The 19,199-nt window shown below is 63.8% G+C and carries 18 protein-coding genes and 3 tRNA genes; 15 read left to right on the top strand and 6 right to left on the bottom strand.

Annotation, left to right across the window (positions count from 1 at the left end; translation table 11 throughout):
* Nucleotides 1-547 precede the first annotated feature (547 nt).
* Together BN3560_RS12920 and BN3560_RS14430 are read left to right on the top strand one after the other, a co-directional pair.
* A tRNA-Asn gene (locus BN3560_RS12920) sits at nt 548-622 on the top strand.
* A gap of 156 nt (nt 623-778) precedes the next feature.
* Complete coding sequence (locus tag BN3560_RS14430) at nt 779-943, top strand: hypothetical protein (protein ID WP_157780589.1); 165 nt, start codon at nt 779-781, stop codon at nt 941-943.
* A 27-nt stretch (nt 944-970) separates the two neighbouring features.
* On the opposite strand, the gene BN3560_RS12930 is transcribed toward BN3560_RS14430, so the two are convergent.
* Nucleotides 971-2,080 carry an IS1249 family transposase gene (locus BN3560_RS12930; RefSeq protein ID WP_096228278.1) on the bottom strand — a complete coding sequence of 370 codons (1,110 nt, stop codon included), beginning with the start codon at nt 2,078-2,080 and terminating at the stop codon, nt 971-973.
* Between the two features lie 189 nt (nt 2,081-2,269).
* Here BN3560_RS12930 and BN3560_RS12935 point away from each other — a divergent pair, with 189 nt between their 5' ends.
* Together BN3560_RS12935 and BN3560_RS12940 are read left to right on the top strand one after the other, a co-directional pair.
* Nucleotides 2,270-3,367: an MFS transporter gene (locus tag BN3560_RS12935; RefSeq protein ID WP_269456926.1), complete on the top strand. Its 1,098-nt coding sequence runs from the start codon at nt 2,270-2,272 to the stop codon at nt 3,365-3,367.
* A gap of 112 nt (nt 3,368-3,479) precedes the next feature.
* A tRNA-Ile gene (locus BN3560_RS12940) sits at nt 3,480-3,554 on the top strand.
* A gap of 64 nt (nt 3,555-3,618) precedes the next feature.
* On the opposite strand, the gene trpS is transcribed toward BN3560_RS12940, so the two are convergent.
* Nucleotides 3,619-4,665 carry a tryptophan--tRNA ligase gene (gene trpS, locus BN3560_RS12945; protein ID WP_096228367.1) on the bottom strand — a complete coding sequence of 349 codons (1,047 nt, stop codon included), beginning with the start codon at nt 4,663-4,665 and terminating at the stop codon, nt 3,619-3,621.
* A 171-nt stretch (nt 4,666-4,836) separates the two neighbouring features.
* Between trpS and BN3560_RS12950 the strand changes: the two genes are divergently transcribed.
* From BN3560_RS12950 to BN3560_RS12965, 4 genes are all read left to right on the top strand, one after another.
* Nucleotides 4,837-5,178: a PadR family transcriptional regulator gene (locus BN3560_RS12950; RefSeq protein ID WP_096228368.1), complete on the top strand. Its 342-nt coding sequence runs from the start codon at nt 4,837-4,839 to the stop codon at nt 5,176-5,178.
* Nucleotides 5,175-5,834, top strand: a complete 660-nt coding sequence (locus BN3560_RS12955) for a DUF3887 domain-containing protein (protein ID WP_096228369.1) — start codon at nt 5,175-5,177, stop codon at nt 5,832-5,834. Before BN3560_RS12950 ends, BN3560_RS12955 begins: the two co-directional genes overlap by 4 nt.
* Nucleotides 5,835-5,968: 134 nt before the next feature.
* Nucleotides 5,969-6,484: a DUF6125 family protein gene (locus BN3560_RS12960; protein WP_096228370.1), complete on the top strand. Its 516-nt coding sequence runs from the start codon at nt 5,969-5,971 to the stop codon at nt 6,482-6,484.
* A gap of 12 nt (nt 6,485-6,496) precedes the next feature.
* Nucleotides 6,497-6,796: a hypothetical protein gene (locus BN3560_RS12965; protein ID WP_096228371.1), complete on the top strand. Its 300-nt coding sequence runs from the start codon at nt 6,497-6,499 to the stop codon at nt 6,794-6,796.
* 141 nt (nt 6,797-6,937) lie between these two features.
* Here BN3560_RS12965 and BN3560_RS12970 read toward each other — a convergent pair.
* The 3 genes from BN3560_RS12970 to BN3560_RS14435 all read right to left on the bottom strand — a co-directional run bounded on the left by BN3560_RS12970 (nt 6,938) and on the right by BN3560_RS14435 (nt 7,781).
* Nucleotides 6,938-7,012, bottom strand: a tRNA-Val gene (locus tag BN3560_RS12970).
* A gap of 136 nt (nt 7,013-7,148) precedes the next feature.
* Entirely contained in the window at nt 7,149-7,529 is a 381-nt protein-coding gene (locus tag BN3560_RS12975; RefSeq protein WP_096228372.1) for a MerR family transcriptional regulator, read from the bottom strand.
* A gap of 99 nt (nt 7,530-7,628) precedes the next feature.
* Nucleotides 7,629-7,781: a hypothetical protein gene (locus tag BN3560_RS14435; protein ID WP_154270301.1), complete on the bottom strand. Its 153-nt coding sequence runs from the start codon at nt 7,779-7,781 to the stop codon at nt 7,629-7,631.
* A gap of 196 nt (nt 7,782-7,977) precedes the next feature.
* Between BN3560_RS14435 and BN3560_RS12980 the strand changes: the two genes are divergently transcribed.
* Together BN3560_RS12980 and BN3560_RS12985 are read left to right on the top strand one after the other, a co-directional pair.
* The gene (locus BN3560_RS12980; protein ID WP_096228373.1) at nt 7,978-10,092 is read left to right on the top strand and encodes an ABC-F family ATP-binding cassette domain-containing protein; all 2,115 of its coding nucleotides are present in this window, start codon (nt 7,978-7,980) and stop codon (nt 10,090-10,092) included.
* A complete protein-coding gene (locus BN3560_RS12985) occupies nt 10,089-10,574 on the top strand; it encodes a tRNA (cytidine(34)-2'-O)-methyltransferase (protein WP_096228374.1) in 486 nt (161 codons plus the stop codon). Before BN3560_RS12980 ends, BN3560_RS12985 begins: the two co-directional genes overlap by 4 nt.
* Nucleotides 10,575-11,027: 453 nt before the next feature.
* On the opposite strand, the gene BN3560_RS12990 is transcribed toward BN3560_RS12985, so the two are convergent.
* On the bottom strand, nt 11,028-11,810 hold the full coding sequence (locus tag BN3560_RS12990) for a glucose 1-dehydrogenase (protein WP_096228375.1): 783 nt from the start codon (nt 11,808-11,810) through the stop codon (nt 11,028-11,030).
* A gap of 455 nt (nt 11,811-12,265) precedes the next feature.
* Between BN3560_RS12990 and BN3560_RS12995 the strand changes: the two genes are divergently transcribed.
* The 5 genes from BN3560_RS12995 to BN3560_RS13015 all read left to right on the top strand — a co-directional run bounded on the left by BN3560_RS12995 (nt 12,266) and on the right by BN3560_RS13015 (nt 19,189).
* The gene (locus BN3560_RS12995; protein WP_161959476.1) at nt 12,266-13,141 is read left to right on the top strand and encodes a LysR family transcriptional regulator; all 876 of its coding nucleotides are present in this window, start codon (nt 12,266-12,268) and stop codon (nt 13,139-13,141) included.
* A 172-nt stretch (nt 13,142-13,313) separates the two neighbouring features.
* Nucleotides 13,314-15,740: a molybdopterin-dependent oxidoreductase gene (locus BN3560_RS13000; RefSeq protein WP_231897404.1), complete on the top strand. Its 2,427-nt coding sequence runs from the start codon at nt 13,314-13,316 to the stop codon at nt 15,738-15,740.
* Between the two features lie 16 nt (nt 15,741-15,756).
* The gene (locus BN3560_RS13005) at nt 15,757-16,092 is read left to right on the top strand and encodes a 4Fe-4S dicluster domain-containing protein (RefSeq protein WP_096228378.1); all 336 of its coding nucleotides are present in this window, start codon (nt 15,757-15,759) and stop codon (nt 16,090-16,092) included.
* 133 nt (nt 16,093-16,225) lie between these two features.
* Nucleotides 16,226-17,722: an SLC13 family permease gene (locus tag BN3560_RS13010; protein WP_157780591.1), complete on the top strand. Its 1,497-nt coding sequence runs from the start codon at nt 16,226-16,228 to the stop codon at nt 17,720-17,722.
* A gap of 789 nt (nt 17,723-18,511) precedes the next feature.
* Nucleotides 18,512-19,189, top strand: a complete 678-nt coding sequence (locus BN3560_RS13015) for a site-2 protease family protein (RefSeq protein WP_096228380.1) — start codon at nt 18,512-18,514, stop codon at nt 19,187-19,189.
* Nucleotides 19,190-19,199 lie beyond the last annotated feature (10 nt).

The raw sequence follows: 19,199 nt of genomic DNA on the forward strand, positions 1-19,199 counted from the left end.
GCCCGGTTCCGTCACGGCTTGCGCGCGCGGTGGGCGGGCACGATTCCGAACGGGGCCAGAATAAGGAGGATTCGTGGAGCGGCGTCCCCCGCAGATGATGAGGAAGCCCTTTTCATTATTCCAACCCGAGCGTTTTCGGCGGTAATCCTCTTGGTATGAGACTCCCAACTGGGAAGACGCTATGAATTAAGAAGCAAGCCCAGGAAGGGGCGCCGGTGCGAAGGGCGTGCTAAAAGGGTAGGGATGGAGAGGAGGCGGCTGCTAGGCCGCCACGGGGCAGTTGCGATCGAGCCGGCGTACCCGCTTCGCGTGTTTGATGATGCGGGAGATCCCACCAGGGCTGCGTAATGATGCCGAAGCTGCATGTCTCATCCGATATTGGAACGAACAGCCCAACGCGGTTCCGTTGCGTCGAGCATTGCAGGTGCTGAATCTGCCGCCGAATTTGAGGGTAAGTGAATTTACGCAAATTCGGTCTTGCGCAAAGGCTGCGTTCCGGTATAATCTTCACTTGCGCGCGACCGAGACGGGAAGCGCCAAGGCTCATTCCTCGGTAGCTCAACGGCAGAGCATCCGGCTGTTAACCGGAGGGTTGTAGGTTCGAATCCTACCCGGGGAGCCATGAAACCACAGGCCAGAAGCAACGCGCTTCTGGCCTTTTTCTTTTCGGAGCTGCGAAGGCGGAATGCGATCCCGAAACTGGCTTGGCGACGTGCGGCGCAGGGGCCAGGAGCCGACAAGAGCCGGCGAGTGGGACAAACAGGGGGTCGGGGGACTCATGGGCGTTTCGGACAGGGGAGCGGCGCGCAGGAGCGCACGCCGTAGCTCGATGCTGATGGGCGTGCTGGCCATTGCGGCGGGCATTGTCATCGTCATGAACCTCTTCAAGGTGTCGGCTTCGTTGAGCTTGCTTACGGCAGACCTGGGGATCGGTGGGTTATAGGACAAAAAGTGTGTCCGGCCCGATTGTTCACTGACGGTACTCGACCGCCGTGTGGAACTCTCCCCAGGCTACTCCCGCACCGTATTCGTCAGGCGTCCCGCCATCCCGCCTCTTGGGCTTGGAGGCCATCGCGAACAGCCCTTCGACGTCATCGTCGGTGGGCATGGCCTTCAGCATCCTGGCGGCAGGGAGGGGCGACCCGGCGTGCGCGTAACACCACCAGAAGATCGCCTTGACGCGCCGCATCCTGGACAGCCCGCGGTGGTTTCGGATCATCTCGCGCAGCTGCGCGTTCACGCCTCCCTCTATCATGTTGGAGGTGGAGTCCCACTCGCCGCCCCGCTCTTCGGCCATCTCCACGAACGCGAACAGCGTCCCCGACCGCACGAGGCCGTTGAGCGCGCGGCGGGCCTTCCTCAGCTCCCGGTGCACGTAGCGCCTCTTGCCGTCTTCGAGCGCGAACTCGCGCAGGAACCCCTCCCACTTGGAGCACCACTCCGCGTACTCGGCCAGCCACGCTGCCGCCGATCCGGCGTCCTTGGCCTTCAGCAGCTTCTTGGCGAGGCCGTAGAGCTCCTTGCCCGCCTCCAGCTTGGGGCGCGAGGTGGTGCACCTTTTTACCTGGCAGAATGCGTGGAACGTGCACCTCTGGACGCAGGTGCCCGGCCACATGGCGCGCGCCGCCTTGGCAAACCCGGCGCCCCCGTCGGAGACGGCCAGGCGCGGCGGGGCCATCTTGGCCATGAGCGCCGCCCAGGCGCCGGAGTTCTCGCTCTCGGCCAGGTGCCAGGCGAGCACGTGCTCTTTGGTGCAGGCTATGAGCACGACGAGCCCCGAGATCCAGATGCCGTCCAAGAACACGACGTCGCACACCTCCCCGGTGTAGGAGGGCAGGGGCCACATCTGCCAGAATCTGGCGGCTTTCCTGCGAAACGTCCTGGACGAGCATCCGAAGTCCTCTTGGCCGCGCTTGGAGAAGAGCCATCGGAGGAAGGCGTCGAGCTCCTTCGCCGAATTGTCGATACGGTGCGTCGTGGATGCCCCGCATGCCTTGCACCTCCACCTTTGCGCGCCCGCTTTCGTCTTGCCGTTGCGCTTCATCGCACCGCCGCACGCGCCGCACTTCGGGTTATCCACTCGTCCGCTCCTGCCCAAGATGAACTTTTCTCTCCGAAAAGCTATCTTGAACAGGCGTGTCAAGCGCAAACCGGACACACTTTTTGTCCGGGTGAAAAGTTGGGGCGAAACAACTTTTCAGTGTGATTTCTTCAGATTGAACTGGGAAAAAGATGGTTTGTCGGACACACTTTTTGTCCTATAACCCGGATCGGTGCGAGCGCGGGGAGCTGGCTCGTCACGGTGTGCACCGTGGTAGCCGTGGTCCTGGTGCTGCCGGCGGGCGGTCTGGCCGACCGGTTCGGGCCGAAGCGGGTGGGACTGTTCGGCCTGGCGTGCGCGGCGCTCGGCAGCGCGGTGGGCGCCCTCTGCACCGATATCGGCCCCCTTCTGGCGTCGCGTGCGCTCGAGGGCGTGGGCTACGGGCTCACCGGCGTCGTCTCGCCGGCCATCATCGCGGAGGCCTTCCCGCCCGAGAGGCGCGGCATCCCTATGGCCGTCTGGTCGTGCTGGATGGATTTGGGCATGCTTGCCGTGCTCAACGTGGCGAACCTCGTCATCGACCCGGCCGTGGCGTCCAGCTGGAAGGGCCTCTGGTGGCTGTGCGCGGCGCTGACCGCGGCTCTGGCGGCGGTCTATGCACTTGCGGTGCGTGAGGGGCCGCGGCCGGAGGCGGGAGCGGGCGCGGGAGGAAGCGTCCTGCTGACCTCGCTCGCCGGTGCCCTGAAGTCGCCCGCCACTTGGGTGGTGTCGTCCGTGTTCCTCCTGTACAACGTCGGCGTGCTGTCGCTTCTGACGCTGGCGCCGCTCTACTGCCAGACGCAGCTCGGCCTGGGTGCCGCCGAGGCTAACTCATATACGAGCCTGCTCACCATCGGTATGATCTCGGGGGCGTTAGCCACAGGGCTCGTGCTCGTGCGAGTGCGCACGTTGCGCGGACGCATCATGCTGCTGGCGGCGAGCATGGCGCTGGCAGCTGCGGTGCTGGGCGGGGCCTACGTGTACACGGTCGACCAGATCGTCCCCTTCATGCTGCTGGGCGGGCTGGCCCTCTCCATCATGCCGGCGGTGGGGTTCACCATCGTGCCCGAGACGCCCGCATCGCCCGCCTTCGCCGGCGCGGCCATCGGGCTGTTCATGCTCATGGGCAACCTGGCTGGCTTCGGCACGCCGCTCATCGGCGGCCTCATGGAAAGCGCGCCTGCGGTCCTCTCGGCTACCCTCGTGGCGGTGAGCCTGACCGGCGCGGCGCTGTCCTTGCTGCTGCTAAGGCTCATGGGAGGATCTGCCCCGGCCCAGGGTGCTTAAGCTCCTTCGCTCGACGCGCGGTTGTCGTTGCCTTGCGGGGTTTTTCGCTCGGGCGCGACGTTCTCTTGGCAAGGGGGTCGATTTTGATATAGAATGGCGAGGCGCTGTTCGAGGGCCTATAGCTCAATGGCGGAGCAGGGGACTCATAATCCCTTGGTTGCAGGTTCGAGTCCTGCTGGGCCCACCAGAGAAGACAAGGCCGGATGCTTCCTGCACCCGGCCTTTTTCAATATGCTGTTCTTAGGTGCCGCCTAGTACACCATGCCCATGGTCTCGCGCACCTCGTCGAGCGTGGCGTCCGCGATCTCGTTGGCGCGGCGGTTGCCCTCGTGCAGCACGTCCTCGATATAGTCCAGGTCGCCCAGCAGCTCCTCGCGGCGCGCGCGGATGGGGGCCAGGTAGGCGTTCACGCTCTCGGTGACGTACTTCTTGAGCGTGCCCGACCCGCCGTCGCCTATCTCGGCGGCGATGTCGGCCTCCGTGCGGCCCGTGCAGAGCGCTGCCGTGGTGAGCAGCGCCGACACGCCGGGGCGGCCTTCGGGGTCGTAGGTGATGTTCCGGTCGGCGTCGGTCTGCGACTTCTTGATGAGCTTCGCCGTCTCGGCGTCGGTCGCCGACAGGCTGATGGCGTTGCCGTAGCTCTTCGACATCTTGCGGCCGTCCAGGCCGGGGATGGCCGGCGCGTCGTTCAGCAGGCCGTCGGGCTCGGGGAACACGTGGCCGTAGCGCTCGTTGAAGCGGCGGGCTATCTGGCGCGTTTGCTCGATGTGGGGCATCTGGTCCTTGCCTACGGGCACGATGTTGCCCTTGCAGAACAGGATGTCGCACGCCTGGTGCACGGGGTAGGTGAGCAGAAGGCCCGTGAGCGCGTGGCCCGAGGCGTCCTGCTCGGCCTTCACCGTGGGGTTGCGCAGAAGCTCGGACTCGGTGACGAGCGACAGGAACGGCAGCATAAGCTGGTTCAGGGCCGGCACCGCCGAATGCGTGAAGATGATGGTCTTTTCGGGATCGATGCCGCAAGCCAGGTAGTCCACCACCATGTTGCGCACGTTGTCGGCGATGTTCGCCGTGGTGTCGCGGTCGGTGATCACCTGGTAGTCGGCGATGATGATGCGCGTGGTTATCCCCATATCCTGCAGCGCCACGCGCTCTCGGATGGTGCCGAAGTAGTGGCCAAGGTGCAGACGCCCGGTGGGGCGGTCGCCGGTCAACATGGTGTACTTCTCGGGGTGCTCGGGCAGGTCCGCGCGGATCTCGTCGGAGCGCTTGCGGCTGGCTTCGTAGCTGTCGATGCTCATGGGTTCAAGTCTCTTTCATGTATCATGCGGGCAAAACGTTGCCGTCCAGTATAGCGGTTCTTCCGCGCGGCCGCTCGCGGTTCCTCTTGCCGCTTGCGGTTTCACCCGTTGCACAGCGTGGGACGATCATCTATATTTAGTAATGCTAAGTAACAGAAACGAGGAGCGTCGATGCAGCAGAGGTTCGCCCAGCAGATGAAGAAGGGCGCGCTGGACATGCTCGTGCTGAAACTGCTCGAGCACGAGGAGAAGTACGGCTACCAGCTTATCGGCGAGCTGTGCGAGCGCTCGGACGGCACCGTGTCGCTGAAGGAGGGCACGCTGTACCCCATTCTGTACCGGATGGAGGACAACGGCCTGGTGGCGAGCCGCCTAGCGGCCAAAACGGCGAAAGAGCCCGCGCGCAAGTACTACGCCATCACGGAGCAGGGCCGAGAGGCCCTGGACGAGATGTACGCGGTATGGAACGAGTTCGACGGATGCGTGCGGTCGATCATGGAGGAGGAGCGATGAACGAGAAGGCCTATGCGAAAGCGGTGGCGAAGCGCCTGGCGTGCTCGAAGGCGCGCCGCGACGAGTTCGTGCACGACCTGGAGTCCGACATCTCCTCTGCGCTCGCCGCGGGCGAGGCGTGGGGGCAGGTGGAGGCCCGTATGGGCGACCCGCGCGAGGTCGCCCGCGAGTTCAACGAGGGCTTGTCCGAGGGCGAGCTCGCCGCCGGCAGGAAGCGCCGTCGTCTGAGGGCGGCCGGCGTCGCGGCCGTCGCGGTGGTCGCGGTGGTGGCGGTGCTCGCGGCGGCCGCCTGGTGGGTGTTCCCGAAGGCGACGTCGCCCGGCGCTGCAACCGGGCTCGACGAGCAGGCTGCCGTGGAGCGTGCGCAGGAGGTTGTGACGCTGCTCGACGCGGACGATTTCGACGCCCTGCGCGCGCTGTCGGACGAAACCATGGCGAAGGCCCTGTCCAAGGAGGGTATCGACCAGGCCCGTGCCGCCGTCGGCGAGAACTGGGGCGCGTTCGTGTCGTTCGGTAAAGCGTACGTGTCCGATCTCACCCAAGGGGGCGTGACCGGAACCGTGGTGCGCATGGCTGCCGTATACGAGAACGCCACGGTCGTCTACCAGATATCGCTCAACTCGGATGCGCAGCTCATCGGCATCTATTTCGGCTAAGGTCTGCCGGGGTGCCGGACGGCCGCAGGTGAAGGAGGTTCTGCTGTGGAGTGGTCGATCGTGGCAGAGGCGGCATGCGGCGTGGCCGTGTCAGCTGCTCTCACTGTGTGGGGATCTGACGAAGGGGGCCTTCCATGAACGAAGCGTTGGCGCATCTGTCGCGGGAGCAGTTGGAGCAGCTAGCCGAGGCATACGCAAAAAACGCCATCGCGCTCGACGGGGTGTGGTTCCAGGCGACGGAGCGCGACGTTGGCATGGAGGCGGCCATGCGCTACGACTGCGAGGCGTGGGAGCGCTTCGGGCTCACCGAGGCGTGGCGGCTCAAGGCGCTGCTGGGGCTGGGGGAGCATCCCGGCCTGGACGGCCTGGCCGCAGCGTTGCCGCTGCGCTTCCAGTCGGTGGCGAACGCGTGCACCGTGCGCCGTGAGGAGGGCGCCGTAGTGTACCGCATCGAGACGTGCCGCGTGCAGCAGGCGCGCCATGGCAAAGGGTTGGGCTACCATCCCTGCAAGCAAGTGGGAGTCGTGGAGCATCCGGCGTTCGCCCGCGGCATCGACGAGCGTCTGGCCTGCACCTGCCTGAGCTGTTATCCTGATGTAACCGATGACACCTGCAGCTGCGCTTGGCGTTTCACCCTGCGAGTGCCCTAGAGAGGAGCGGGGATGTTCGAATGGCTGGGAATCGAGTTGGATCCGAGCGGGCTGGCGATCCTCGCAAACCCGATAGGCTTTTTCCTCGTGTTCTCGTTTCCTCTCATGATCTTCGCGGCCTTCCTGGTCTCGGAGCTTGTCGGCCCGCTTGAGCGTTTGGTCAGAAGGAGCGAAATGCTGGGGCGCCTCTTGGACAACGCGATAGAGAAGGGGCCGCGGGAGGGCTGGTCGGGCTATATACTCGCAGCCGTCACGGTGATATCCCTCTTCGGCCTCGCCTTTTGGGCGTTCTGCTATACAGGCGGTGCATGAGGCAGGGCAAGCCTGGAAACTCTCATTATCGAGGTCAGGATAGCCTGCCGATATTCATTTGCGTATGATTTGCGGACGGGGCGTCATCTGTTGGGAAACGAAAAGGCCAGAAGCAAGATATGCTTCTGGCCTGCTATTTCATGGTGGTCGCTACAGGATTTGAACCTGTGACCCCCGCCGTGTGAAGGCGATGCTCTCCCGCTGAGCCAAGCGACCGTTTTCGCTGCGTTGTCGCAACGTGCTTGGATATTCTAACGGTAGTTCCGTCATTGTGCAAGGGCTGATTTCGAGCTCTTGCCGGGAATCTTCAAAACTTGCCGACAACTGGGTGCTCCGCCGTGGGCGAGAGCTCTCATGCGTCGCCGCGGATCACGCGCTCGGCGGCCAGCATCTCCTCGTAGTTCTCTATCTTGGCGTTCAGGCGATCGAGGCCGGCCTGCATGTCGGCGATGCGCTTCTCCACCAGCTCGCGCTGTTCCTCCAGCAGCGTCTTGCGCGCAGTTGCCGTTTGCTCGCCCTGCTCGAACAGCTGCATGTACTCGATGAGCGCCTCGATGGACACGCCGGCACCGCGCATGCACTTGACGAACTGCACGCGTGCGCAATCCTGCTCGCTGTAGTCGCGTATGCCGCTCGCATTGCGCGTGACTCCTGGCAAGAGGCCGATGCGCTCGTAATAGCGCAGGGTGTCGGCGCTCAACCCGTACTGCTTGCTCACTTCCGCGATCTTCATCTTGTGGCTCCTTTCCCGCTCCGCCCCGCATTGAAGCACATGGAGCACACTCCAAGTCAAGGGGTTGCGCGAAAACGCCCCGACGAGGCTGCGGCGGCGCTACTGGTAGAAGTGCCGGACGATGAACGACACCATGATGATGAACCCCGCGGCCAGAAGCGAGCCGAGTGTGCGATGATCCGCCTTCGAGGCGGTGCGGGCTGCGTCTGCCGGATGGAGGTCGGCGATGTTGGTGTTCGGATTCCTGGTCATGCGAAGTGCCTCCCATCGTGCTCGTTCGTGGTTGCTTTCTGGGATCGGCGAAGCCGTTAGCCGCACGCGGCCTCTTCCGCTATCATAGACAAGTTGCGCCCCCTGGCCGACCGCGCATCGCCGGGCGGGCGGGCAAAGGCGCTGCCGGCTCCTCCGGCGCCGCGATGAAACCTGCGACAGAAAGCACGCACGCACCATGATCATGCAGCTCGAACATATAGCGAAGTCGTTCGGAGGGCGCCAGCTCTTCCACGACGTGACGTTCCGCCTTGAGGAGTACGAGCGCCTGGCGCTCGTGGGCCCCAACGGCGCCGGCAAGACCACCATGCTCAACATCATATCCGGCCAGGAGGACGCCGACGAGGGCCGCGTGCTGTTCGCCAAGGGCGCGCGCGTGGGCTACCTGGAGCAGGAGGCCATCGAGATGGCCGACCAGCCCATCTTCGAGGAGGTCATGTCCTCCCAGGTAGAGGTGCTGGAAGCCGAGCGGCGCCTCTACAAGCTGGAGCACGAGCTGGGTGAGGACCCGACGCCGCAGCAGCTGGCCGCCGCCGGGCGCGCCCGCGACGCCTACGAGGTGCTGGGGGGCTACACCATCGAGGCGAAGGTGCGCAGCGTCATGTTCGGCCTCGGGTTCAAGGAGGCCGACCTGCGCCGCTCCACCACGGAGTTCTCGGGTGGCTGGCAGATGCGCATCGCGCTGGCGAAGCTGCTCATCCGCAACCCCGAGGTGCTGCTGCTCGACGAGCCCACGAACCACCTGGACCTGGAGAGCGTGAAGTGGCTCGAGGGCTTCCTGCGCGGCTACGCCGGCACCGTGGTGGTGGTGAGCCACGACCGCGCGTTCATGGACAACATGGTGGACCGCGTGGCCGAGGTGGACAACGGCCAGGTGAACCTTTACAAGGGCAACTACTCGGACTACCTGCGCATCCGCGAGGAGCGCCTGGAGCGCCTGCGCGCCGAGGCCGCCAAGCAGGCCGAGGAGATCGCCCATATGGAGGCGTTCGTCGAGAAGTTCCGCTATAAGGCCACGAAGTCCAAGCAGGTGCAGGATCGCGTGAAGAAGCTGGAGAAGATCAAGCGCATCGAGCTTCCCGAGGAGAAGAAGACCGTGCACTTCAACTTCAAGCAGCCCCCGCGCACCGGCGACGAGGTGGTGCGCGCCCGCGGCCTGGTGAAGCGTTTCGGCGAGAAGACGGTGTACGACGGCTTCGACTTCACCATGTACCGCGGCGACAAGATAGCGCTCGTGGGCCCCAACGGCGCGGGAAAGTCCACGCTGCTGAAGATGGTGGCCGGCGCGCTTGCGCCCGACGCGGGCACCATCGAGTACGGCGTGCATGTGACGAAGACGTACTACGCGCAGCACCAGCTGGAGGAGCTGCACCCCGGCAACACCGTGTTCGAGGAGCTGGACCGCGTGGCGCCCGGCTGGACCATCTCCCAGGTGCGCACGCTCCTGGGCGCGTTCCTGTTCACGGGCGACGCGGTGGACAAGCGCGTGAGCGTGCTTTCCGGCGGCGAGAAGAGCCGCTTGGCGCTGGCGAAGATGCTCGTGGCGCCCCGGCCGCTGCTGTGCCTGGACGAGCCCACGAACCACCTGGACATTGCGAGCGCCGACATCCTGGAGCAGGCGCTCAAGGCGTTCGAGGGCACCATACTCTTCATCACGCACGACCGCCACCTTATCAAGGGCGTGGCGAACCGCATCGTGGAGGTGGAGCCGGGCCGCGTGACCAACTACGACGGCGACTACGACTACTACCTGTTCAAGAGCGGCCAGCTGGACGGCCCCGCGCCCGAGGAGCGCTCGCTCGTGGACGAGGTCATGGGGGAGGGCGGCCCTGGCAAGGGCGAAGGCGGCAAGGCCGCGAAGGGGCCAGGCGGATCCGGCTCCAAGACGGTGGTGAACGTGAACCGCCGCGATCGCCCGGCCTCGGCAGCGGTCGACGCCGCGAAACCCGCCGGCCAGCCCGTCGAGCTCACGGCCCCGCGTGAGAGCGCGCCCAAGACCAAGGAGCAGAAGCGCCGCGAGGCCGAGGCGCGCAACCGCGCCTACGCCGCGCTGAAGAACCACCGCAAGCGCATCGCCGAGCTGGATCGCCAGATGGAGCGCGACAACGCGCGCATGGCGGAGCTCCTGGAGCTCATGGCCGACCCGGACTTCTACATCAACGAGGATGCCTCGTCCGACGCCGTGGCCGAGCACGCCAAGATCAAGCAGCGCTTGGCCGCCGCCGAGGAGGAGTGGTTCTCGCTCACCGAGGAGTTGGAGGAAGAGATGGCCAGGCAGGCGGAGGGGCTGTGAGCGAGCCGTTGAACATCGTCCTCGTAGAGCCGGAGATTCCGCAGAACACGGGCAACATCGCGCGGACGTGCGCCTGCACGGGCACGCGGCTGCACCTTGTGGAGCCGATGGGCTTCCGCCTCACGAGCAAGCAGCTCGCGCGTGCCGGCTGTGACTACTGGGACGAGGTTGAACTTGTACGCTGGCCGTGCGCCGAAGCGTTCTTCGAGGCGCACGGCGGCTCCGAGCTGTATCTGTTCACCGGCCAGGCGCACCGCTCCTTCGCCGAGGTCTCCTACGGGCCGGGCGCTTTCCTCGTGTTCGGCCGCGAGAGCCGCGGCCTGGGCTTGGGGATCATCGAGGCGCATGCGGACCGCTGCGTGCGCATCCCCATGCGAGAGGGCCTGCGCAGCCTCAACCTCTCCAACGCCGCGGCCGTGGCGGTCTACGAGGCCCTTCGCCAGCAGGGTTACTGCGGTCTCGGAGGGTGCGCCGGCGCATGAGGCGCCCGCCCGCGGTGGCGGGTTCCCCTGCCTGCTGCTGACGCAGAAAAGGCCCTTCTTTGCCAAAAACGAGCCGGTTTGGCAACCTTGTCGGGGATGTTTGGGTCTTTTCGAGGCCCAGCGGCCCGCAAGGAGAGCGTTTGCCCAGGTCGGTTTTCTTTCTCTTAAACCTATCTTTCCTGTATGGATTGCCAAACCGGCCCGTTTTTGGCACCGGGGTCCTTATTTTGCGTCAATGGTTCTCAAAGTGCGCCTTACCTTTGGCTGCAAACGTCGCGCGCACCATGGCGTGCCAACGCGGAAGGGCCGCGCTTGATCATCGCCTTCCTTGCGCCGCGACATGCGCCTGTGCGAGCAAGGGGCCTGCCGATGCGGTGCTGCGAGCATCTTCGCCGTCGGCGCACGCCGAGCAGGTTCGCCCTGGTGCCGTACCGCGCGCCCGCGCGAGGGAACCTAGTACGCGCTCCAGCCGCCGTCGATGGTGAGCGTCTCGCCGTTGATGAACCCGGCCTGGTCGGAGGCCAGGAACAAGGCGGCGGCGGATATCTCCTCGGGAGTGCCGGAGCGGGTGGCGCCGGCGTAGCCCGTCGTGGCCTTCGCCATGCCGCGCTCGCTGGGCTGGCGCATGCCCACGCCGATGTTCGTCTGCGTGTTGCCGGGGCAGATGGCGTTGCAGCGGATGCCGGTGTCGGCGTACATGAACGCGACGTTCTTCGTCAGGCCCACGACGGCGAACTTCGAGGCCGTATAGGCGCAGCCGCCGCGCCCGGCGCACAGGCCCGACAGCGACGCGGTGTTGATGATGACGCCGCCTTCGCCGCGGTCGAGGAAATAGCGCACGGCCTTGCGGGTGCCGTACATGACGCTGTTGAGGTTCACCCTCATCAGGCGCTCCCACACGTCGTCGTCCATCTCGGCGATGGGCAGCAGGTTGTCCATGATGCCGGCGTTGTTCACGATGACGTCCATCTGGCCGAACGTCTGCACGGCGCGGTCGACCATGCCCTCAACGGCGTCGCGGTCCGACACGTCGACCTTGACGACGTCCAGCTTGTCGCCGTACGCGGCGAACTCCTGCTTGAGCGCGGCGAGGGCCTCCTCGTTGAGGTCGGCGGCCAGGCAGTTCGCGCCCGCCTCCAGGAAACGCTGGACGATGCTCTTGCCGATGCCGGACGCGCCTCCGGTGATGACGGCGGTCTGGCCTGCGAGGATAGGGCTGGGAAGGATGTCTGGCATGCTGGGTGCTCCTTTTCGGTAGGGCGGGCGCCGTAAGAGAGGCGGGATGCGAAGCGGCCTTGCATCTGTTATGCGGTTGCGAAACCGCATCCGCAGGGTACCATGACCGCTGCTTCATATCGGGTCTTCGATGGCAGGCGGTGTTTAGGGCGTCTGCTGCGGATAGCCACCAACGCGAGCGGTGGGAGGCAGGCCTCCAGCGGCAGGCGGAGTGAACCATGATGCGGCTGACCCGCATTCTGCCGTTGGAACCTGACGCTTCCGCCGTGCGTCAACTCCTCCGGCTCCTTGAATGCCCGCAAACTCCGCCTGGTTGGATATAATCGATTGTTTCCGCCTCGGAACGGCGCTCTGAATAGTATCATGGGATAATGCGATGGCGCGCAGAAGCCTCTGGATGCGACGCCTCGGCAACGGCGAGCAGATCCGATAGTGCGCTTTGGGGTTGGGCCATTATGGAGATTCAACAGTTGCGTTATTTCCTGGCGGCGGCGAACCACTCGAGCTTCGCGCGGGCGGCAGGGCAGTGCTTCACGTCGCGTCAGAACATCGCCCATTCGGTTAATGCTTTGGAGCGCGAGCTGAACCTCCCCCTCTTCGAGCGGCGGGGCAACAGCGTGGTCGTCACGCCTGCAGGCCAAGAGGTCGCAGGTCGTGTCGACGAGATACTGAGTCGCATTGACGCGCTGCAGGCGCTGTCGGTCGGCCAAGTGCCTGCAGAGGCAGGGCTGCGCGCGGCGGTGACGTACAACCTTCTGGCTCGGGTTCCGGAAAAGGTCGAGTCGTACCTCTACCAGTTCGATCGGGGCATCAAACTGCTCGAGGTTGGCTGCGAGGACTGCTACCATGCTATCTGCACCGACGAGGCTGACGTGGGCCTGGCCCTGTGCATGCAGCGCGATTTTCCCGAATGTGGCTTCGAGGAGGTCAACCGCCTGAAGGCGTACGTCCTCGTAAACGAAATGTCCCCTCTGGCTCGAAGGTCTCAGCTCTCCGTCTTCGACTTGAAGGATCAGCGTATAGCGCTTATGTCGGAGTCGTCCTTTCAATACGAGCCGCTTTTCTCCCAGCTGGGTTCCCTGGGCTACGATTTCTCCAACCTGTCCATCGCAGCGACCGCCTCGGGGCTCTATGGGATAAAGCGCAACGAGGCAGTGGGCATCGCGACGAGCTACTTTGTCGAGAGCCTTCCCGAGGGCATGCGCGCCGTCCCGTTCGACGATACCCGGTACGACTGGTGCATCTACGCCTTGTATCCGAAGCGGTCGAACCGCTTGGCAACCATCATGCGGTTCGTTCAAGGGCTTAGGAAGAGCTACCTCGACGCATAGGCTCAAATTTGCTTGGTCGACAAACATGGTTTGTCGACCCTCTTCGAAACCACGTTAGCGACAGATTTCAGGCATCTTTTCCAACGGATACTCCCACCGCACAATGGACTCAGGTCGAAAAAGCGTACGCAGACCCGAATTGCCAACTATTGCACGAGGTGAGGAGGAAACGGTGACTGAGCGGAAAAGGGAAGAGGGGGAGGAGACGATCTTCCGTACCTGCGCATGGTCGCCTCCGGGGTGCCACCCCGTAGGGTGCGGACTGCAGGTCCATGTGAAGGACGGCGTCGTGGTGGAGGTGGAGGGCGACCCCGAGCATCCCATCACCAAGGGCGCGCTGTGCCCTCGCTGCCTGGCCCTGACCGAGTACGTCTACCATGAGGATCGAATCGTCCATCCCATGAAGCGCGCCCGGGAGGACCGCGGGCTCGACAAGTGGGAGAGCTGCAGCTGGGAAGAGGCCACCGACCTGGTGGCGGATGCTGCGCGGGAGATCATCGAGCAGTACGGCGCCGAGACCATCTGCGTGTTCGGTGGTACCGGCCGTGAGGCGAACTATTGGTACACGCAGTGGGCGAACCTGGTGTTCGGCACCCCAAATGCCGTTTATGCCCAGGCCGGCTGGTCCTGCTACGGGCCGCGTATCTCCAACACCGCGTTCATGCTGGGCGGCGGCTATCCCGAGATCGACTACGCCCAGAAGTTCGCCGACCGTTACGAGCACGAGGGTTGGGTGGCGCCCGAGGTCGTGGTGTGCTGGGGCAAGGAGCCGCTGCGCTCCAACCCCGACGGCATGTACGGCCATGCCCTCATCGAGATGATGCGCCAGTTTGGCACGAAGGTCATCTGCGTCGACCCGCGCATCCACTGGCTGGGCTCCCGCTCCGAGATCGTGCTCCAGGTGAATCCCGGCACCGACACGGCCATGGCCATGGCCTGGATCTACGTCATGGACAAGGAAGGCCTGGTCGACCGCGAGTGGATAGATGCCTGGACCTACGGCTATGACGAGCTCGTAGAGCGTTGCCAGACCATGCCGCCTTCCAAGGCCGCCGAAATATGCGGTGTCCCCGAAGACCTCATCTGGAAGGCCGCCCGGATGTACGGCTCCGCGCGCCCTTCGGCGCTCGCCTGGGGCCTTGCAGTCGACGAGAACCCGAACGGCACCCAGCTCGGCCAGTGCCTCATCGCGCTCATGACCATCACCGGCTTCATCGACGCCCCTGGTGGCACGACGCTCGGCATGGGCGACGACGGCGGCAACCGCGTGCACGACGGAGGTGGTATCGACGCAAGCCAGCGCATCGAGGACGAGAACGACTCCACGCTTATGCTGGCGCTGAAGAACGGCATCATGACCCAGGAGATGTGGGACACTAAGCGTATCGGCGTGGACAAGTACCCTGCGGTCGGATCCATCATGTGGACGGCGCACCCCGACGAGTTTCTGAAGGCGCTCGAGACCGAACAGCCCTACAAGGTGCATATGGCCGGCTTCGTCTCCTCCAACCCGGTCGGCACGGCCATCTCCGCCGAGCCGCAGCGCTGGTACAAGGCGCTCAAGCAGCTCGACTTCAATTACGCCTGCGACTGCTTCATGAACCCGACTATCATGAGCTGCTGCGACGTGGTGTTCCCGGTCGCCTCCACCATCGAGCACGACGGCATGGTGGTCACGCACTATGCCTCCAACGCCTCGTTCTACGGTGCCCAGAACAAGTGCGTGCAGGTGGGCGAGTGCAAGAGCGACATCGAGATCATGATGATGGTGGGAAAGAAGCTCCATCCCGGGTTCTGGAACCGCTTCGAGACCCAGGAAGACTACGACAACTTCCATGTCATGCGCAGCTGGCTGCCCTTCCGGGAGCTGCGCGACAAGGTGGTCGTCATGTCCGAGGAACCCTATTACAAGTACAAGATCGGCAAGCTGCGTCCTGACGGGCAGCCCGGGTTTCCCACCACCACCGGCCGTGTCGAGCTCTACTCGCTCATGTACCAGAACTGGGGCGAGGATCCGCTGCCGTATTACGAGCCTCCGGTCTACAGCCCCGGCGCCTTGCCGGAGCTCGGCCGGGAATACCCGCTGATGATGATCACCGGCGCTCGCCAGCAGGAGTTCTTCCACTCAGAGCATAAGCAGGTTCCGAGCCTGCGCCAGCTCACTCCTTGGCCTATGGTCGACATCAACGTATACGATGCCGAGACCTACGGCATAGAGGAGGGCGACTGGGTGGAGATATCCTCCCCCTATGGGAGCATCCGACAGCTCGCGCGCGTGGTTCCCACCATGAAGAAGGGCGTTGTCCACTGCATGCACGGCTTCTGGTACCCCGAGGAGAACGGGGAAGTGCCCAACCTCTACGGAAACTGGAAGTCCAACGTCAACATGCTGATGCCCAATAGCGTGAACGGCAAGCTCGGCTTCGGCAACACGTTCAAGCAGATGATGGTGAGCATCAAGAGGGTCGACGGCCGTGGCGGCCCGAACGATCCGGATGCCAACGGCATCGTTCTCGAGCCAAGTCGCCAAGAGGAGTTCACGGTCCAGCAAACATGGCGCCCTGCTGACGAGTCCACTGCAGTCTACCTGCAGAAATAGAGAGGAGGAGCAAACCATGACGCAAGGTGCTTTGTACATCGACTTCGAGTATTGCTCGGGCTGCCACAGCTGTGAGATCGCCTGCCGCACGCATCTGGGGCTTTCCAAGACCGAGAACGGGATCAAGGTTCTCGAGGATCGTCCCTACCAGCATCCCGACGGTTCCTGGCACTGGGACTTCATAGCCTATCCGACGGAGCTGTGCGACCTCTGCGAGGATCGCATCGCCAAGGGCAAGCTGCCTTCCTGCGTGCAGTGCTGCCAGGCGAAGGTCCTGGAATACGGCACGATCGAGGAGTGCGGCCGGAAGCTCCTGGACAAGCCAAGGAAGGCCGCCGTGTTCGTTCCTTAGCGGTGGTGCGCGTTCGGGCGGACGGAGGGGGGCGCCTACTGGCGCCGCGTCCGCCCTTTTCGCCTCGGGGCGTGGAATGGAAGTCTCAGAGGCGAGTTTTTCGCGATTCGTCTTCACAACGACAGGGGGAATTATGACCGAGATTGCTATCGATTCCTCGATTCGGGGGAAGTTCGGCAAGGAGTCCATGAAGCGGCTGATCGCAATAATCGCAGCAGCCGCAGTGTTCTCGTTCTTCCAGTTCGCCTGCCCTGTGCCGGAAAGCCTCTCCCGCGAGGCCATGTCTGCTGTGGGCATCCTGCTCTGCTGCATTATCTTGTGGGTGACGGAAGCGCTTCCGTTCATAGTCACGGTTGTGCTGATCTACGTCCTGCTGCCTATGACCGGCGTTTTGCCGTTTGCCACCACCACACTGGAAAACGGGGCGGTCGTACAGTCCGTGTTCAACCAATCGAGCTTGATGGTTCCGATCTACTGCCTGTTCATCTTTGCCGTCACCGCAGCGGTCATGGCCACGCCGATCCCGTTCCGCGTTGCAAATGCCGTTTTGAAGTGGTCCAAGGGGGATTCGAGGAAGATCGTTGTCGGTCTCATGATGGTTACGGGCATTTTCTCCATGTTCATCGCCGACCTTGCGGCATCTGCCATCTTCGTGGGCATCAGCCTCTCCATCGTCGAGGCGAACAACGGCGTCAAGAAGCTTTCCGGCCTTGGCAAGGCCCTCACACTCGGCATCCCGGCCGCCGCTCTCATAGGCGGCATCGGCACCCCTCTTGGCAACTCCTCCAACATGCTGGTCATAAGCATGTTGGAGACGGCAATCGGTTTTCGTGTGACGTTTTTGGGCTGGTGCATCGCCAACATACCCCTCGCGCTTGCGGTAACGTTCCTATCCAGCCTGTGGATAGTGAGGGTCTTCAAGCTCGAGGATATCAAACAAGACGCCTACCTGGTGGTAGAGTCGAAGCTCGAAGGCATCCAGGGAATCACCGTCAAGGAAATCAAGCTCATCGTCTGGTATGTCATTGCCTTCGGCTTGATGATAGCAAGCACGTGGCTTCCGCAGATCAATTCCATCATGGTCGCGCTGATCTTCTGCGTTCTCGCCTTCTTGCCCGGGCTGAACCTGCTGACCAAAAAGGAGTTCTACGAAAGCATACCCTGGGAGGTCATCATGATGGTCGTAGGCATCCAGGTGCTGGCCACCGGCCTCGTGGGAACCGGAGTGGCCACGTGGTTCGTCAACACGCTGCTCGTTGGGGTGGAAGCGTGGCCGGCCCTGCTCATCGTGCTCGTCATGTGCTTGGTAACCTTGGTTCTCCACCTGTTCATCCCCATCGGCCCTCCCGTCATCTCTGTTGCCATTCCCCTGTTGGTTGCCGTGGTGTCCGCTGTCAACATGGCTGCCGGCAGCATGGTCGTCAATCCTGGCATCGTGGCATGCATCGGCGGCGGCCTGTGTGTGGTGAGCACGTTCTTCCCGTTGGATTCCATCATCCTGATCGGCTACGACAAAGGTTGGATCTCCATGGCCGAGTATGTGAGGAAATCCTGGGCGCCGACGGTCATCCTCTTGGTCGCGAGCGTCATCTGGCTTCCCATCATCAGCGGCGTCGCGTTCCCTGCTTAAGGCCGAGGGGCGCTTGTCGCCCTGGCCTTAAGCAGGGACGGCCGGGGGAGCGGTTGCTCGGCGCCGGAGTTAAAAACTACCCGAAAGGAAAGACTATGTGCTTTAGACCTGCGGGCGCTTCTGCTGGCAAGACGTGTCCCGAATGCGGAACCGCCAATGCGTCCATCGATACCGCCTGCGTCAAATGCGGGGCGGAGTTGCCTAGCCCCGAGGGGCCTGGCTTGCCGGGCGCCTTGGGAGCACCCGGCACCCTTGGAGCGCCGATGCCTCCCGGAGTCCCGGGAGCTCCGGTGGCGCCGAGCGTCCCCGGGGTGTCCACGGCTCCTTCCACTCCTGGGATTCCGGGAGCACCCAAGTCCCCAAAACCTCGGGCATGATGCGGCGTGAAGGAGGGCGGGTGAAGGAAGGGTGGGCTGAAAAAAAGGGGGGCGTCGTGGCAAGTCTATGCGGAGCGTTCTGCTCGTTCTGCGGAAGGCGTGGTAGGAAATTTGAAAAGGAGCTGAAGATTGCAAAGCCGCAGGATGTGCCCGCCCCTGGGGTGCCGGACAAGGCGAAGGGCCTTGTCAAAGCGAGCATGCGAAACCGCCCCGGGCGCAGCGGCTCCGAGAATGGCGGCTAAGGAAGGCAGGCGGGCGGCTCTGGTTCTGCGCCGGCTACGAGCAGGCTGCATTCGCTCCGACTGGCGCCTCCCTGCCTTCTCTCCCTCCTGCCGGGTCCCCCTGCGGGAGTTTGTGAAGTTTCCCCGGCTGGGACGGCGGGTGCGGCCCTTTGCGCTAGACTGGTCGCATCATGATTTCGATACCTTACCTTATCTGCTCCATACTAAGCTTCGTGCCGGCCATCGTGTGCCACGAGGCTTGCCACGGCTTCGCCGCCTACAAGCTGGGCGATTCCACGGCCCAGCGTGCCGGGCGCCTGTCGCTGAACCCGCTCAAGCACATCGATCCCTTCGGCACGGTCATCATGCCGCTTCTGCTCATGGCCATGAACATGCCCGTTTTCGGCTACGCGAAGCCCGTGCCCTACAACCCGGCCTACTTCAAGGACGCGCGCAAGGGCGACCTTATCGTGGGGCTGGCGGGCCCGGCGGCCAACCTCGCGCTGGCCATCTTGGGCGCGCTCGTCTTCACGGCGGTGTCGCTGCTGCTGCCGGTGAACGTGCTGGCGCAAAACGACCTGTTCTACTACTTCTACACCATGTTCCTCCCCATGTTCTCGCTCATCAACCTGTACCTCATGTTCTTCAACCTGCTGCCCATCCCGCCGCTCGACGGCTCGTCCATTTTCGCGTTCTTCCTGCCGAAGAAGTACCTGCCCCAGTATTACAAGGTGCAGCGCTATGCGATGCCGGTGTTCCTCGTCGTGGTACTCCTCGTGCCGTACGTGCTGCACTTCAACCCCATCGGCATCTACCTGGACGTCACGGCGGGCAACGTGTTCGACCTGCTGTTCTCGTTCGCCGGATAGCGGGGCGGGC

The organism is Gordonibacter urolithinfaciens (genome assembly GCF_900199375.1).
Classification (GTDB): Bacteria; Actinomycetota; Coriobacteriia; order Coriobacteriales; family Eggerthellaceae; genus Gordonibacter; species Gordonibacter urolithinfaciens.